Origin of the sequence: Acinetobacter sp. FDAARGOS_558 (assembly GCF_003937785.1) — a bacterium.
Taxonomy (GTDB): domain Bacteria; phylum Pseudomonadota; class Gammaproteobacteria; order Pseudomonadales; family Moraxellaceae; genus Acinetobacter; species Acinetobacter baumannii.
In genome coordinates this window covers 953,600-968,454 of sequence record NZ_RKJH01000001.1, presented here as the reverse complement: position 1 = coordinate 968,454, position 14,855 = coordinate 953,600, and the positions used below count along the sequence as shown (strand labels likewise).

The 14,855-nt window shown below is 38.2% G+C and carries 14 protein-coding genes and 1 pseudogene; 13 read left to right on the top strand and 2 right to left on the bottom strand.

All coding sequences use genetic code 11. From position 1 onward, the window contains the following. Positions 1 to 581: 581 nt before the first annotated feature. From EGT34_RS04715 to EGT34_RS04690, 6 genes and pseudogenes are all read left to right on the top strand, one after another. On the top strand, positions 582 to 1,031 hold the full coding sequence (locus EGT34_RS04715; RefSeq protein ID WP_000792642.1) for a hypothetical protein: 450 nt from the start codon (positions 582 to 584) through the stop codon (positions 1,029 to 1,031). Positions 1,032 to 1,288: 257 nt separating this feature from the next. After that, a pseudogene (locus EGT34_RS04710) lies at positions 1,289 to 2,290 on the top strand (DUF6862 domain-containing protein); the annotation flags it as partial. A gap of 2 nt (positions 2,291 to 2,292) precedes the next feature. After that, the gene (locus tag EGT34_RS04705; protein WP_001061008.1) at positions 2,293 to 2,847 is read left to right on the top strand and encodes a hypothetical protein; all 555 of its coding nucleotides are present in this window, start codon (positions 2,293 to 2,295) and stop codon (positions 2,845 to 2,847) included. A 27-nt stretch (positions 2,848 to 2,874) separates the two neighbouring features. Beyond that, complete coding sequence (locus tag EGT34_RS21225) at positions 2,875 to 3,198, top strand: hypothetical protein (RefSeq protein WP_000096172.1); 324 nt, start codon at positions 2,875 to 2,877, stop codon at positions 3,196 to 3,198. 251 nt (positions 3,199 to 3,449) lie between these two features. After that, entirely contained in the window at positions 3,450 to 4,358 is a 909-nt protein-coding gene (locus tag EGT34_RS04695) for a hypothetical protein (RefSeq protein WP_000177070.1), read from the top strand. A 617-nt stretch (positions 4,359 to 4,975) separates the two neighbouring features. Beyond that, positions 4,976 to 5,539 (top strand): TetR/AcrR family transcriptional regulator, encoded by a 564-nt coding sequence (locus tag EGT34_RS04690; RefSeq protein WP_024432201.1) that lies wholly within the window; start codon positions 4,976 to 4,978, stop codon positions 5,537 to 5,539. Positions 5,540 to 5,590: 51 nt separating this feature from the next. Here EGT34_RS04690 and EGT34_RS04685 read toward each other — a convergent pair whose 3' ends face one another. After that, on the bottom strand, positions 5,591 to 6,508 hold the full coding sequence (locus EGT34_RS04685; RefSeq protein WP_000802860.1) for a LysR family transcriptional regulator: 918 nt from the start codon (positions 6,506 to 6,508) through the stop codon (positions 5,591 to 5,593). A 97-nt stretch (positions 6,509 to 6,605) separates the two neighbouring features. On the opposite strand from EGT34_RS04685, the gene EGT34_RS04680 reads away from it, so the two are divergent. The 3 genes from EGT34_RS04680 to EGT34_RS04670 all read left to right on the top strand — a co-directional run bounded on the left by EGT34_RS04680 (position 6,606) and on the right by EGT34_RS04670 (position 11,167). Beyond that, positions 6,606 to 7,988 carry an aspartate aminotransferase family protein gene (locus tag EGT34_RS04680; RefSeq protein WP_086241996.1) on the top strand — a complete coding sequence of 461 codons (1,383 nt, stop codon included), beginning with the start codon at positions 6,606 to 6,608 and terminating at the stop codon, positions 7,986 to 7,988. A 110-nt stretch (positions 7,989 to 8,098) separates the two neighbouring features. Then, positions 8,099 to 9,667: a CoA-acylating methylmalonate-semialdehyde dehydrogenase gene (locus EGT34_RS04675; protein WP_000181277.1), complete on the top strand. Its 1,569-nt coding sequence runs from the start codon at positions 8,099 to 8,101 to the stop codon at positions 9,665 to 9,667. A gap of 102 nt (positions 9,668 to 9,769) precedes the next feature. Further along, complete coding sequence (locus EGT34_RS04670; protein ID WP_001058164.1) at positions 9,770 to 11,167, top strand: amino acid permease; 1,398 nt, start codon at positions 9,770 to 9,772, stop codon at positions 11,165 to 11,167. Positions 11,168 to 11,314: 147 nt separating this feature from the next. Here EGT34_RS04670 and EGT34_RS04665 read toward each other — a convergent pair whose 3' ends face one another. Continuing rightward, the gene (locus EGT34_RS04665) at positions 11,315 to 11,548 is read right to left on the bottom strand and encodes a DUF2171 domain-containing protein (protein WP_001094391.1); all 234 of its coding nucleotides are present in this window, start codon (positions 11,546 to 11,548) and stop codon (positions 11,315 to 11,317) included. 298 nt (positions 11,549 to 11,846) lie between these two features. On the opposite strand from EGT34_RS04665, the gene EGT34_RS04660 reads away from it, so the two are divergent. The 4 genes from EGT34_RS04660 to EGT34_RS04645 are packed head-to-tail and all read left to right on the top strand — an operon-like array spanning position 11,847 to position 14,818. Continuing rightward, on the top strand, positions 11,847 to 12,821 hold the full coding sequence (locus EGT34_RS04660) for an acyl-CoA dehydrogenase (RefSeq protein ID WP_024437187.1): 975 nt from the start codon (positions 11,847 to 11,849) through the stop codon (positions 12,819 to 12,821). After that, the gene (locus EGT34_RS04655) at positions 12,809 to 13,603 is read left to right on the top strand and encodes a PIG-L deacetylase family protein (RefSeq protein ID WP_000536980.1); all 795 of its coding nucleotides are present in this window, start codon (positions 12,809 to 12,811) and stop codon (positions 13,601 to 13,603) included. The genes EGT34_RS04660 and EGT34_RS04655 overlap by 13 nt, the downstream gene beginning before the upstream one ends. Continuing rightward, complete coding sequence (locus tag EGT34_RS04650) at positions 13,578 to 14,177, top strand: class I SAM-dependent methyltransferase (protein ID WP_000581929.1); 600 nt, start codon at positions 13,578 to 13,580, stop codon at positions 14,175 to 14,177. Before EGT34_RS04655 ends, EGT34_RS04650 begins: the two co-directional genes overlap by 26 nt. Beyond that, positions 14,174 to 14,818, top strand: coding sequence for a glycosyltransferase (locus tag EGT34_RS04645; protein WP_000690466.1), 645 nt, complete (start codon positions 14,174 to 14,176; stop codon positions 14,816 to 14,818). Before EGT34_RS04650 ends, EGT34_RS04645 begins: the two co-directional genes overlap by 4 nt. Positions 14,819 to 14,855: the final 37 nt, after the last annotated feature.

Sequence of the window (14,855 nt, the reverse complement as noted above, 5' to 3'; positions counted from 1 at the left end):
GAACTTGCACAAAGTCAAAGAACGGATAGAACAGACACTTATTATCCTCTTGTTTTGGCAGCTGGAGAAGGGTTAGCGATGGCTGCAGCGGCATGTGCAAGAAGCCCGGCTTGCGCTAGTGCGACAGTAAATGTATTAGGTGCAGTTGGAGTTGCAATTTTAAATGAACAGTCCGATGACAAGAATAAAAAAACTACCCCAAAACCATTACCTTCAACATCTGGGAATTCTGCAACAGGTATGCCTCCTAACAAAGATGATAATGAACGAGATTTTAAATATGACAATAAACAAATAGGAAAAAAATTAGGAAAGCATGTTAGTGATTTTGGCCGAAATCCAGCTAATGCAACTGATAGAGAATATGTATTAGCTCAAATTGAAAATATTGCAAGACATCCTGATAAAGTTGTAAGAGGAACATTTGCAGGACAAGGTCCAATGAATACAAGAGGCGCGGTCCAATTCAGAATAAAAGGCCAAGATGTCGTTGTAACTAAACCTGACGGAACTTTTGTTACTATATTGAGAAATGGGATTAATAATCCTTCAGTTAAGCAAGCATTAAATGGAGCTAAATAATGAAAAATTTAGATTTTCTAAAGGGAAGATTACTAAAAGATGTGTTAGGTTTAGTATATGTCGAAAACAACATAAACGCTGAAGATTTGGAGGAAAATAATATTCTGAAGGTTTTATTAAATTTCGAGGGAAGAAAGATTTTAATAGAATGTGATGAAGTAGGTATTGGTCTGAAAATCAATATTGATAACCCTGTGCTTGAAGAGGTAGACATGGGAGAGTATGGTTTTTTAAAAGTAATTAATATTAGTAATAAAAAGGAATTTAATGAGATTGTTGGAATAAGATTGGGTAATATTAAAAATATCATATTTGAGGAAAATAATGTCGGTTTTGAATTGGAGTTTTTTAATAAACGAAGTAAGGTATTTATTAATTTAGGAGATGAGTTGTATCTGTTTGATAGTATACCAAAAGCTTTGTGTGATGAAGGCTATATTGTTGAATAAAATAGAAATATTTCAGCCTTGATGTCAAGATTTCCCTAGAACACACTGAACTAAGCCACAGAAAAACAGTAGCCGACAAAGCGTGAATTACACCTATTACGCTCGCTGATTTAGCTGTGGCAGCAGGAGAGGCGGCACTTGGAGTAGTGGGAGGTAAGGTCGTTACTAATGTTTTTAGTAAAGCTATAGAAATAAATGATGCCAAAGACCTCACAGCAGATCAGAAATCTACAATTAGTTCTATTGTAGGTTTAGCGGGTAGTGCAGTTGGAGCAACGACGGGTGATATTGTTTCTATAGTTCAGAGTGGGCAAGTTGCGCAGAATGCGGTGGAGAATAATTACTTAACATATAAAGAAGCTTTAACTAAAGAGCAAGCAAAGACAAAGCTTGCTAATTGTAATAGGACTAATAAATGTAGTCCTGATGAAATTAGACAGGCAGAGTTAACAGTAAAATTACTTGACTCTAAAGATCAAATCACGGATGTAAAAATTCTAGAAACTTGTCGTACAAATCCACAATCTTCTGCATGCCAGCAACAGAAAAAAGACTTGCAAGCAACAATTGCTTCATATGCGTTTAAAGACAGTCCAGCTCAATACCAAGCAGCTTTGAATGCTGAACGAAATCAAGATTTAGGTTTATTGAAGAATTTACCACAATCTTCTATAGTCCCTGTCGATTATATAAAAGGCAATGAATTTATCTATGAGCTGGCGCCGACTTTCTTAACAGGATTACAATTAACAAGTGGAGGTAGTATTTCAAGTTTAGGAAAGTATTCTGGTGAAATTATTGGAGCAATAGGTGGTGCGGCAGCTGGTTATGTATCTGGCGGTGATGCTCAAAGTGTAGGGATAGGAGCAGCAGTAGGGGTTGTAGGAGGGAGAGTTAATGAGAAAGTAGTTGGAAAAGTTGAAAGTACACTTAAAAAGGGTGGTTATGATCCATTAGCAATAGGAATGGCAAAAGGAGCAACTACGATTGGTATGGGTGGTGCGAGTGGTGCAGGGGGAACTGTGATTAATAATTATGTCAATAATGATCCTTTAAAGAAAGATGTACCTAAATCTGCAGTTGTTGGCGCATTAGTACCTGCAATCAGTGGTGAAGCGGCAGTTACTGCGGCGGGTGTTGGTGGTAAAATTCAAAAGGTTGTAAGTATAAATTCCGCTGTAGTTGGTACTGCAGCAGAAAAAATTCAAAAGGTAGCACCTAAAAAAGCTAGTCAGAATAATAAAGAAGGAGGAAAATAATAATGAATAATTTAGATTATTCTGTACCCTCATATATTTATAAAGATTCTGACAGAATTGGAGTATTTTTAGCTTCAGTAATTGGTTTTGTAGGTTTGTTTTTTGTTTTAAGAAAAATCTATCTAACAGGTTTTTCTGATATAATGATTGATTTTAATTTTGAAACAATTGTTTTATTAGTGGTTTTGGTTGGATGGTTTTTTATGATGCTTTCAGGCCTGTCTTCAGTATTTCCAATTTATATTGACAACCATGGTGGACATTATAGAACCTTATTTTTAAGAAAAAGAAACCTTAAATGGGAAGATGTAAATAATATTGCTATATTAAAAGGAAAGAAAGGTAATAAATTTAAATATAATACCATCGTGTGTAGTCGAGATCCTAGCAAATTAGTATGGTCTATTTCTGTTTCAGAAGATGATAGTTATGAGGAACTATATAAAGTTATTGACTATTACGTTCATAAATATGAAATTGAAGTTACACTAGAAAGTACCTTAGACGGTTCTGTCCAAAGACTTGATGGAATGCCAAAGAAGTTGGATTTTTCATAACTACACGATGTATAAATAGTGAATGAAATGTCTAGTAAGGTACTGAATGAGTTAGAAGAGGTAGTTTTCAAATATATTAATGATGAAACTGAATTTTGTTATTTTAAAGGATTTATAACTGATAAAAGTAATGCCTTAAATGATTTTATTAATTTTAGACATGATCTAGTCATGGTAATAGAGAATTGGTTTGAGTACGTGGAGTTTTGCTATTTAGAGGAAAACTGGAAAAAATATGCTCTAGAGTTAGGCTTTTTCTTGATTGATGGAATTAAAAATTATCCTAATGAGGTCCATCTACCATTAGAATCAATTATCGTGAAAGAGCAATTTTCTCGTTATTTATCCTGATTTTTAAATTGAGATGAAAAAATTCTAAATAAGGTTTTTCACAGATAAAAAACTAAGTAGGGCAGTCTAATCAGTTTTGAGTAAGGTTTATATTTTACAGTCATCATTTTCGATATGTTTCTTTAGTTTTATAAAATATACTACTCGGTATAAGTCGAATCGATTGATTTTTTCAGTCGTAAATACTTATTTTCGGAACTTTAAAATATCTAGTTTTATATACTTCAAAAGTAACTATAAAGGAAAACAAAATGACTTTAGTTAATAAAACATTGGTCTCTATTGCAATGGGATTGGCATTAACTGCTTGTGGTGGTTCTGGGAGTGATGGTGGAACTTGGAGTGCGCCGCAAACACCTAATACGGGTTCAAATAGTCAAGAGCAAACGGACAGAAGTAATAGCTCAGGTACTGTGACTGCAGCATTTGTTCCGACAGCAACGGCAAGCATGATGCTAATACCTTTTAATGGTTTCACATTAGGTAAAATGGATGCAAATAGAGCAGTACAAAATAACGATGGAAGCTATACCAAGTTTGAGAACTATGAGTTAACTGGAGATAAAATAGCAGTTAAAGATATTGCGGGTAATCAAAATTTTGCGTTAGGGCGTTGGTCATACGGAACGGCCAAACAATATAAATCTGATGGAACGCTTTCAAGCCAAGACGTTTTACAGAAATCGCAAAACTTATATTGGACATATGCTGTTTATAACGCATATACCCAAGGCGCGACTTCTGTGGGTAAAAAGACCTGTGAGGTTAGCGCATTTACTAAGCCTTATCTGACCAATTGGGGCGACGGTTCATCATCGACTTTACCAAATTTAGCAACCTCTACTGCTGGTACAGCAGAGTTTGAACTTTTAGCCGATGGAAAAGCTACTTTTAAAATCAGTATTACAACAACGAATGGCAGAAGTACAAACACTGCAACGTATAGTCCAGGCCAAAAAGCTGACTTTGCTACAAATTCAGGCATTATTACTGGCGCAACAACGATTGATCCTACGTCAAGTATAAATTCAAATGGACAATTTCTTGTGCAAGTGGGCCAAGGTTTAAATAAAGAAGTTCTACTTATCGCAAGCTATACAAATCAGCTTTCTGCAAAAGGCGAACGTTATTCAGGTCAAGCAGTATTTACCTGTAAATAAAAATGCATAAAAAAATAGGAGGGATTAACTTCCTATTTTTTATAGGTCACTCATATCAGCTCACCTCAAAAAACCCACTGATTTATCAAATACTTTGTCTGTTTTATTTTAAAACAGTTGTCACTTTTTGTGCTTGACGATAAATAGAGTGACTATTATCCTTTGCGTGCTGGCCTACATCGCCAGTCGGTTTTGACGGACCGTATCATAGAAGCATTAAAGGTTTTACTTTTAATGCTTAGCCCCTCGTGCCCCCTCTGCGGCGGAACGGGAGGGGGACACCTTCGGGTGTGCTGGCTCTATGACCAGTCCGTCAACCCCTTTTCGTTCTGCCACCATAATTTTAATGTCTGGCAGAACTCCCAATAAAAAGGAGTTGGCTTTGCACATCCATTGTTTCTTGGCTCTCGAAGCCAAAAGCTATAACGACACAGCTTAAAAATTTAAAGCAGCTTGATTACCCTAAGGTTTTCACGCTCAAAGTCATTTTTATTTAAAACTTAGTAACCACAAAATGTGAGATGTGCCAAGCACAGTCTTTATGGCTTTGCTGTGCCTTTTTTTCTCCCAAAAAAGTATCTCATTTACAAACAACAAGAATTTATAACGGTAAAATTATGCGAAATTTAGTTCTCCCAACACGTGCCTTATACGTTGTAAATAAAGCAATTGATCTGTTTCATCACCGTGGATTTCACCTTATTGGCGTCGACAGAATAGTGAAAGAATCAGAGATTACAAAAGCGACTTTTTATAATTATTTTCATTCTAAAGAACGGCTTATTGAAATTTGCCTTGTGGTGCAAAAAGAAAAGCTCCAAGAGCAAGTGGTCGCAATGGTCGAATATGACTTAAGCCCTCCCGCAATAGATAAACTTAAAAAGCTTTATGACTTACATACCGATGTAGAAGGGCCGTATTACTTATTATTTAAAGCCATTTTCGAGATTAAAAATAGCTATCCCAACGCTTATCAAACCGCCGTGCGCTATAGAATATGGCTAAAAAATGAAATTTATAGTCAGCTTAGATTGCTTAAAACCGATGTATCTTTTACCGATGCCAAACTATTTTTATATATGGTGGAGGGCACAATTATTCAGTGTTTAGACAAGAACGATGCGCATGAAGGAAATAAAGTATTAGATTACTTTTTATTGAGTATTTTAAAGATCAATTAACTTTAAAAGCTCCTTTTGTGGAGCTTTTTATTTCAATATCAGTACCTACCTTTAATTGTTAGCTATTCGCTTCTCAAGCATTTCCATAAAGGTTTTTAAAATATTATTGTGATTTTTACCCTTATGAGTAATTAAGCATATAGGGGTGCTGTAGTGCATTTTATCTTTTAAAACAGGCTGCATAATACCGTCTTCAACCCATTTTTTTGCATAGTGGTCGGGTAAAAAGCCTAAAAATTTTCCGGTTAAAATGAGAAAGGCAATACCTTCGCGGTCACTTGCGGTCGCTTTACAATCTAAAAGCTGATGCAACTTGGCTGCTTCCGAGGTAATCGCATAATTAGGAAGAATGGCTTGCCATTTTTTTAATTCATTTAAATGAATGTTGCTACATTGGTTAAATAAAGGATGATTTTTGCCGCAATATAAAAATGAACTTTCACTATATAAATCGAAATAGTCTAAACCAGACAAAGGCGTAACAAGGGGGATAACACCTGCGTGCAAACGGTTATCAAGTACACGGCATTCAATATCTGAAAGGGTGCTCATACTGATATTAATAATAACCTCGGCATGTTCCTCGGCAAGTTGTGTCAAGGTGTTGGTGATATAGCCTCTAGGCATAGTCACAAGGTTGTTAATAATGCCGATATTAAACTCACCCTTAAGACGGTTATGCATTTGATTGACTTTAGAACGGAAGTCTTCAATGGCTGCTGTGAGTACTTCAATATATTCTAAAATTTCCCGTCCTTCATCGGTCAGGGCAAAGCCGGCACGGCCACGTTGGCACAGCCGAATGCCCAGACGATTTTCTAAATCACTCATATGCAAACTAATTGCAGAGCGGCTAATACCTAAAATACTTTCTGCAGATGTAAAGCTATGACAGTCGCAAACCGTTTTAAATATTTTGAGAAGTTTTATATCAAAATCAGTGACTTGATTTAATTTTTTAGGTTTCATTTAGTTTTGTTTTTTTAAATCTAAACTCAAGATAATTTGAATTTATCAAACTTATCTCGCTATGTACACTCAAACCATAATTTGAAAATAAACAGGAATGGTTATGTTTGATACGGATAAATTTAGCGACTCAGAACATACTTTGGATGCGGTTCAAACTAATAATAATATGCACATAAATTATCAGGCGCACTGGATGCCTTTTTCAGCAAACCGAAACTTTGCTAAAGACCCACGTATGATTGTGGGTGCCAAAGGGTCTTATCTGATTGATGATTCTGGCCGTGAAATATTCGATTCACTTTCAGGCTTATGGACGTGTGGTGCAGGTCATACCTTGCCCGAAATTCAACAAGCGGTGAGCGCTCAGTTAGGTCAGCTCGACTACTCACCAGCGTTCCAGTTTGGACATCCACTGTCTTTTAAGTTGGCAGATAAAATTGTTCAGCATATGCCTGAAAAACTACAACACGTTTTCTTTACCAACTCAGGTTCAGAGTCGGCGGATACGTCTATAAAAATGGCACGTGCCTATTGGCGCATTAAAGGCAAACCAAGTAAAACCAAATTGATTGGTCGTGCCCGTGGCTATCATGGTGTGAACGTTGCAGGGACAAGTTTAGGTGGGATTGGCGGCAACCGTAAAATGTTTGGACAACTTATGGATGTAGACCATTTACCGCATACCTTGCAGCCCAATTTAACTTTTACCAAAGGCTGTGCAGAAACAGGGGGGGTAGAACTTGCTAATGAAATGCTTAAGTTAATTGAGCTGCACGATGCTTCAAATATTGCAGCTGTCATTGTGGAGCCTATTTCCGGTTCTGCAGGTTGTATTGTGCCGCCAACAGGCTATTTACAACGTTTAAGAGAGATCTGTGATCAGCATGACATCTTGTTAATTTTTGATGAGGTGATTACAGGTTTTGGGCGTTTAGGAACGTGGACGGCGGCAGAATATTTTGGGGTAACACCAGATATTTTGAACTTTGCGAAACAGGTGACCAATGGTGCCATTCCTTTAGGTGGAGTGGTGGCAAGCCATGAAATTTATTCTGCCTTTATGCAACAAGACTTACCAGAGCATGCCATTGAATTTACTCACGGCTATACCTATTCGGCACATCCAGTTGCTTGTGCTGCCGCTTTAGCTGCGCTTGAAATTTTAGAGAAGAAAAACCTGTTGGCTCAATCGGCGGCGTTGGCACCAAGTTTTGAAAAAATGCTGCATGGTTTAAAAGGCGCACCGCACATTTTAGACATTCGTAACTGTGGCTTGATTGGTGCTTTACAGTTAGCTCCGCGTGATGGCGATACCACCATCCGAGGCTTTGAGCTTGGTATGAAACTCTGGAAAGAAGGTTTCTATGTCCGCTTTGGTGGTGACACGCTTCAGTTCGGTCCAATGTTTAACAGTACAGAAGCAGATATTGACCGCTTAATGAATGCTGTAGGCGATGCGCTTTATCAAGTGAATTAAGCTTTATTAGGTATTTTACCGAAGTCTGTAATGTTAACAGACCCATCTTCAAAATCTAAATGAAAAATACAGTTTGATCTGAAAACTAATTGTAGTAAGGAGTGACAACAATGACAAATGGCCTAGAAGATTTTAGCTATGACGAAGTTTCAACTGAAAATAGTACGCATAGTGAACAAGCCAAAAAAGTGCTAGGGCATTTCATTCAAGGAAGAATTGTATCTAAAACGGCAAGAAAACAGCCAGTTTACAATCCTGCGACGGGTGAAATTAGTAAAGAAGTTGAAATTGCAGATGCGCAAACGGTAAATGAAGCAGTTCAGGCAGCCGAGCAAGCATTTCCTGCATGGCGTGATACACCAGTCATTAAACGTGCACGTGTCATGTTTAAGTTCAAACAATTATTAGAGCAAAATGCCGAAAAGATTTGCGCTTTGATTGGGCAAGAGCACGGTAAAATTTCTCATGATGCTCAAGGCGAACTGCAACGTGGTATTGAAAATGTTGAATACGCTTGCGGTGCACCAGAGCTTTTAAAAGGGGAATATTCAAAAAATGTCGGACCAGATATCGACTCATGGAGTGAGTTTCAACCGCTAGGTGTTGTGGCTGGAATTACACCATTTAACTTCCCAGCTATGGTGGCGTTGTGGATGTTCCCAATGGCACTGGTTTGCGGAAACTGCTTTATTTTAAAACCTTCTGAAAAAGCACCTTCTGTGGTTTTATTCCTTGCTGAACTTTTAAAACAGGCAGGTTTACCTGACGGCGTGTTTAATGTGGTGAATGGTGACAAAGAGGCGGTAGATGCCTTATTGCATCATCCTCGCATTCAGGCAGTCAGCTTTGTGGGTTCAACACCAATTGCTGAATATATTTACCGTACAGCGACTTCAACGGGTAAACGTTGCCAAGCATTAGGCGGTGCAAAAAACCACGCGATTATTATGCCTGATGCCGATATTGATAACGTAGTGACTTCATTGTTAGGTGCAGCTTTTGGCTCTTCTGGCGAACGTTGTATGGCACTTTCGGTTGCGGTTGCCATTGGCGATGAAGTTGCCGATGTTGTGATTGATAAGCTGACTCAAGAAATGAAAAAATTGAAGTTCGGCCACTATGCAGATGCAAGCAACGACTTTGGGCCACTTATTACCCAAGCACATAAAGACAAAGTACAAGCCTATATTCAAAGTGCAGAGCAGCAAGGCGCAAAAATTGTGGTCGATGGCCGCGATGCAAAACCGGCAGGCTATGAAAAAGGTTTCTTTGTTGGGCCAACTTTAATTGATCAAGTCACACCAAACATGACCAGTTACCAGCAAGAGATTTTTGGTCCTGTGTTGCAAGTTATGCGTGTAAATACCATGCAAGAAGCGATGCAACTCATTAATGACCATGAATATGGTAACGGTACTTGTATCTATACCCGTGACGGTGAGGCAGCACGCTATTTTAGCAGTCATATTCAAGTCGGTATGGTGGGTATTAATGTGCCTTTACCAGTACCTGTGGCTTATCATAGCTTTGGTGGCTGGAAGCGTTCACTGTTTGGTGATTTACATGCGTATGGCCCAGATGGTGTCCGTTTTTACACACGCCGTAAAACCATTACACAGCGTTGGCCATCTGCTCAAGTCCGTGAAGCAAAACAATTTTCAATGCCAACTTTAAATTAATTTTTATTATTAGGGAAAACAGCCGTTTTCCCTTTTTTCATGACTGTAGGATTTTGAAATGTAATAGATTGTTTTTATGGATATATTTTTAAGGAATGAAATATGAATAATGATAGAACAAAAAAATTAGGCGAAGGACTCTCAAATCGCCATATCACAATGATTAGTATTGGCGGTGTTATTGGTGCTGGTTTATTTGTCGGTTCATCTTCTGCAATTGCCAAAGCAGGCCCCGCAGTGATTCTTGCATACCTGATTACCAGCATTATGGTGTTTCTGGTGATGCGCATGTTAGGTGAAATGGCCGTTTTAGAGCCGGACACTGGTTCATTTTCTACCTATGCCCGTAAAGCCATTGGCCCGTGGGCAGGCTTTACCATTGGTTGGTTATATTGGTGGTTTTGGGTACTTGCGATTCCGGTAGAAGCCATCGCAGGTGCTGAAATTTTACATTCGTGGTTTCCGAACGTTTCAGTTTCTATCTATGCGTTCTGTTTTATTGTGTTCTTAAGCTTGGCCAACTTTTTTAGTACCAAAAGTTTTGGTGAGTTTGAGTTCTGGTTCTCTTTAGTCAAAGTCGTTGCCATTATTGGGTTCATTATTATTGGTATTTTGGCAATTTCAGGTATTTGGCCTTTAGCTAAAAATGTCAGTGGTGTTGCCAATTTATACAACAACGCTGGTTTTATGCCGCACGGGATGGGAGGCATTTTAGCTGCCATTTTAATTACGGCATTTTCATTCTTTGGTGTGGAAATTGTCTCGATTGCCGCAGCAGAGTCATCTAACCCTAAACAGAAAATTAGACGTGCCACCAATTTGGTGTTGTACCGTATTATTCTTTTTTTCGTGGTCTCAATGTTTATTGCGGTTTCACTTGTCGATTGGCGTTCACCGGACTTACAAAAGTATGGGACATTCCAATATGTTTTAATGAGCTTAAACGTACCGGGCACTAAACTTATTATTGATACGGTCGTATTTATCGCCGTGGCGAGCTGTATGAATGCGGCAATTTATACCTCTTCTCGTATGTTATTTCGTTTGGGAACACGCAATGAAGCACCGCAGGCAGTCACTAAAGTGAACTATGCCGGTGTACCTGCAATTGCGGTGTTTTCCTCAACTTTTATTGGTTTAGTGTGCTGTGTCATTAACTATGTATTTCCAGGAAAAGTTTTTGGCTTATTGCTCTCAAGCACAGGGTCAATTGCTTTGCTCGTGTACTTGGTTATTGCGTTTTCACAACTACGTTTAAGACATAAGCTAGAAGCGGCTGGAGCGGAAATTCCATTTAAAATGTGGTTATTCCCATGGCTGACTTGGTTTGTGATTATCATTATTTTAAGTGTATTGGCTTATATGTTCTTCTCACCAGCCTATAGTTATGAAACGACTCTATCTTTAGGTGTAACCTTAGGTGTGGTGGTTTGCGGTTTGTTTGTGACCCGAAAGCGTAAAGCAACCCGTTCGGTTGCGATCAATCAGAGTAATTTATAAAATATTAAATTAATTTTTAATGATACAAATAAAAAGCTCCTTAATAAAAAGGAGCTTTTTATTTTTTTAATTCTAATTATTTTATTTTAATTGTAGTTGGGTTTTTATAATAATATAAAGAGTTAAAAGCTAACTGAGCAAAGACGTTTAAATCGCTTGCCAGTTTTCTTTAACTTCTTCTGAGTTTTTATTTAAAATGACTTGATCTTCTTTTACCTCCCCAATCCAAGAAGTAGGGATAAGATGATGTTGATCATTTTCATCTTTGGTGAGTTTTAACTGATTTTCACCTTCAAGATGATCGACAGTTCCTACTTTGGTGCCACAAGAAGCAATAACGTCTGCATGTTTTTTAATATCATTAATATTTAAAGTATTCATCTTTGACCTCTTCTTTGAAAATAAAAAAACGGTAGAAACTAAATTACTGGATAAAACGGCAGAAATCCTTAATTTTTAATAAACCTTACATGATTATTTTATAATTTCACTTAAGCGATATATTTAGATAACAATGAAATAAAAAGAAATATTCCTTGAATAAAGTTATATAAAATATCTTTTTATTACATTTTATATCTTTAATTAAACAGAATTATTTCGATATGTTTAAGTGAATACTTTTGAATAATTATTTGTAATGAATATTAAAATATCTATAAATATGACAATCTTGAGTATGTTGAGTGAATTTGAACATGCTCAGGCCGAAAACAAAAGTCAGCTCCGCCAAGATTTACTCTACCAATTGGTAAGTTTATCTAAAAGTTTGCCTTATCCAGCTTCAGGTCATACCTATCAGCGATGGCAATTGTTTGCTCAAACTGCAGGGTATGATTTAAGTCTCGCTAAATTATTCGAGTCACATCATGATGCTTTAAGTATTCTAAATGAATTGGGCTATCAAGACGAAATCGATGACCAAACTTGGGCGGTATGGGCAGCAGATGGCGGGCCGGCACCTGTACAGGTCCAGAACAATCACTGTAATGGCATAAAAACCTGGTGCTCAGGTGCAGAGTTTATTCAAAAAGCCCTAATGAGTTATAAGGACAAAGAAGGCCAAGCACAGCTTTGTATCGTTGATTTGGCTCATCCCTCTGTTCATGTTGACTTGAGCCACTGGCAAGCAGTCGGTATGCAGGGAACCCAAACAGCTCAAGTGCATTTTGACAATACTCCTGTTATTCCTATCGGACTGCCAAATTGCTATTTGGAGCGTCCGGGTTTTTGGCATGGTGCTGCTGGTGTTGCGGCTTGTTGGTATGGTGCCGCGGTACGCTTGGTTAGCTTCTTACATAAAAGTTGCACCCTTAACCCGAACGCATTTAAAAAAATGTATTTAGGGGAGTTGGCTCAACAGCTCTCTGTAACCAAACAGTATTTTCAATATATTGCCAAGCTCATTGATGATGAGCCTGCGCTCAGCCATGAGCGTGAAATCCGTATATTACGTGCCCAAACAGAACAATGCTGCCAGAGTGTTATTCAACTCGTTGGTAAAGCTTTGGGCGCGCGTCCTTATTGTGAAGAGCCTACATTTTCACAGCTCATCGCTGATTTACCAGTATTTATCCGACAGAGCCATGCGGCTTTTGATTATGAGTCTATTGCTGAGCTCTGTTTACCGGAGAAAAGCTTATGGGAACTTTGAAGCATCCCTTAGTAGAGGACCGTATGATTTCAGGTGAAGGCACACCCGAATTCATGTGGCTTGAGGCATTTAAAAAAAATCCTTTAGATCGGCTGAATTTAAAGTTGTTTCAGTCTAAAAGAGTGGTGATTGTTGCTCCGCATCCTGATGACGAAGTGCTGGGTTGTGGCGGTTTAATGCAGCAGCTAGTCGAGCAAAACTGCCATATTGTCATTTTGGCAGTCAGTAATGGAACACAAAGCCATCCTCATTCAGTGAAATATACTCCTGACCAATTGAACGATTTACGTCCGCAAGAAACATTGGCTGCTTTAAACACTTTAGGTATTTCAGCTTTTTCTGAACGGATTGGTTTAAATCTAATGGATGGTCAAATTCATTTACAGACGGATCAATTGAATCAGGCGCTTAGCCAAATAGTTCAGCCCGAAGATATTTTAATTTGTAGCTATGCACTTGATGGCCATCCAGATCATGAGGCTGTCGGGAAAACAGTACAAGCTTTTGCCGAAGCTCGGGACTTACTATGTTTGCATGTATTGATTTGGGCATGGCATTGGGCAGAGCCTTTTGACACACGAATTAACTGGTCCAAAGCAAAAGCTTATGCCTTAACTGAAAACCAGTTAATTAAAAAACATCAGGCGGTTATGCAATTTAAAACACAACTTGAAGCCGATGAGAGCACAGGAAATTCCGCCGTTTTATCCTCAAGTGCGATTAGCCGTCTTTTAATGCCTTATGAGGTATATCTGAGTGATTCATTCTCGTGTGTATTTTGAAGAGTTGTATCGTAGTAATAATGACCCGTGGGGCTATGACTATCACTGGTATGAAGCCCGTAAAAGACAAATCTGCCTTGCATTATTAACGCGACCACACTACGAAAGAGTTTTAGAAATTGGCTGTTCAAATGGGCATTTAAGTGTTTATCTGGCTCAGCGCGCTGCTCGTCTGTTATGTATTGATGTGTCGAAGCAAGCCGTTCAGCTCGCATCTCAACGGTTAGAAGCATTTGAACATGTGACTGTTGAAAATAGAAAAATACCTGAAGATTTTTATGAACAAAAATTTGACCTGATTGTAATTAGCGAAGTGGCGTACTACCTCACATTCGATGAGTTAGGTGAGTTTATTGAACAGTTAAAGCAGGCCTTAAACCCGGAAGGGGAAATTTTGTGTTGCCATTGGCGACATGATATTCAGGATTTTGAATTGAATGCCCAAAAAGTCCATCAAAGCTTTCAACAATCTTTTCCATTTCATCACTATTTAAGTCTGAACGATCCGGACTTTATGGTCGATGTTTGGACGGTTAATCCTTCATCAATAGCTCAGCGAGAACAATTACGATGAAAATAGGTGTTGTAGTTCCAGCGCATAATGAAGAGCAACATTTGCCAGCCTGTTTGCAATCAATTCAGGAGGCGATTGAAAAAGTACCGGATGAACAAGTCGAGGTCATGGTCGTACTTGATAGTTGTACGGATCAGTCACGTTCAATTGTACAGCGCTACGAAGTAAGCTGGATTGAATGCAATTATGCATGTGTCGGAAAAGCGCGGGACTTAGGTATCCGCCAACTTATTCAAAACGGCGCAACTTGGCTGGCTTGTACAGATGCTGATAGTGTGGTCAGCCCTGACTGGTTACGCTGCCAGATTTTGCATCAACCTACAGATGCAATTTGCGGTATTGTGACTTTAGATGACCTTAGCCGTTTATCAGTTATGAAACAAAAAAAATATTTATCGCATTATCAGGATTGTATGGATCATCACCATATTCATGGCGCAAATTTAAGTTTTAGTGCTGCTGCTTATATGCAAGTAGGCGGTTTTGAACCTGTTCCTTGCCATGAAGATGTTTCACTCATTCAAAAACTGATAAGGCAGTGTTGTAATATTACATGGAGCAATTTAGTTCGGGTAACTACCAGTAGTCGACTCGAAGGAAGAGCGCCGGAAGGCTTATCAAAATTTTTAGAAAATCTTTAATTAAACTTATTTTCTTAAGATTATTTTAATAATTAAA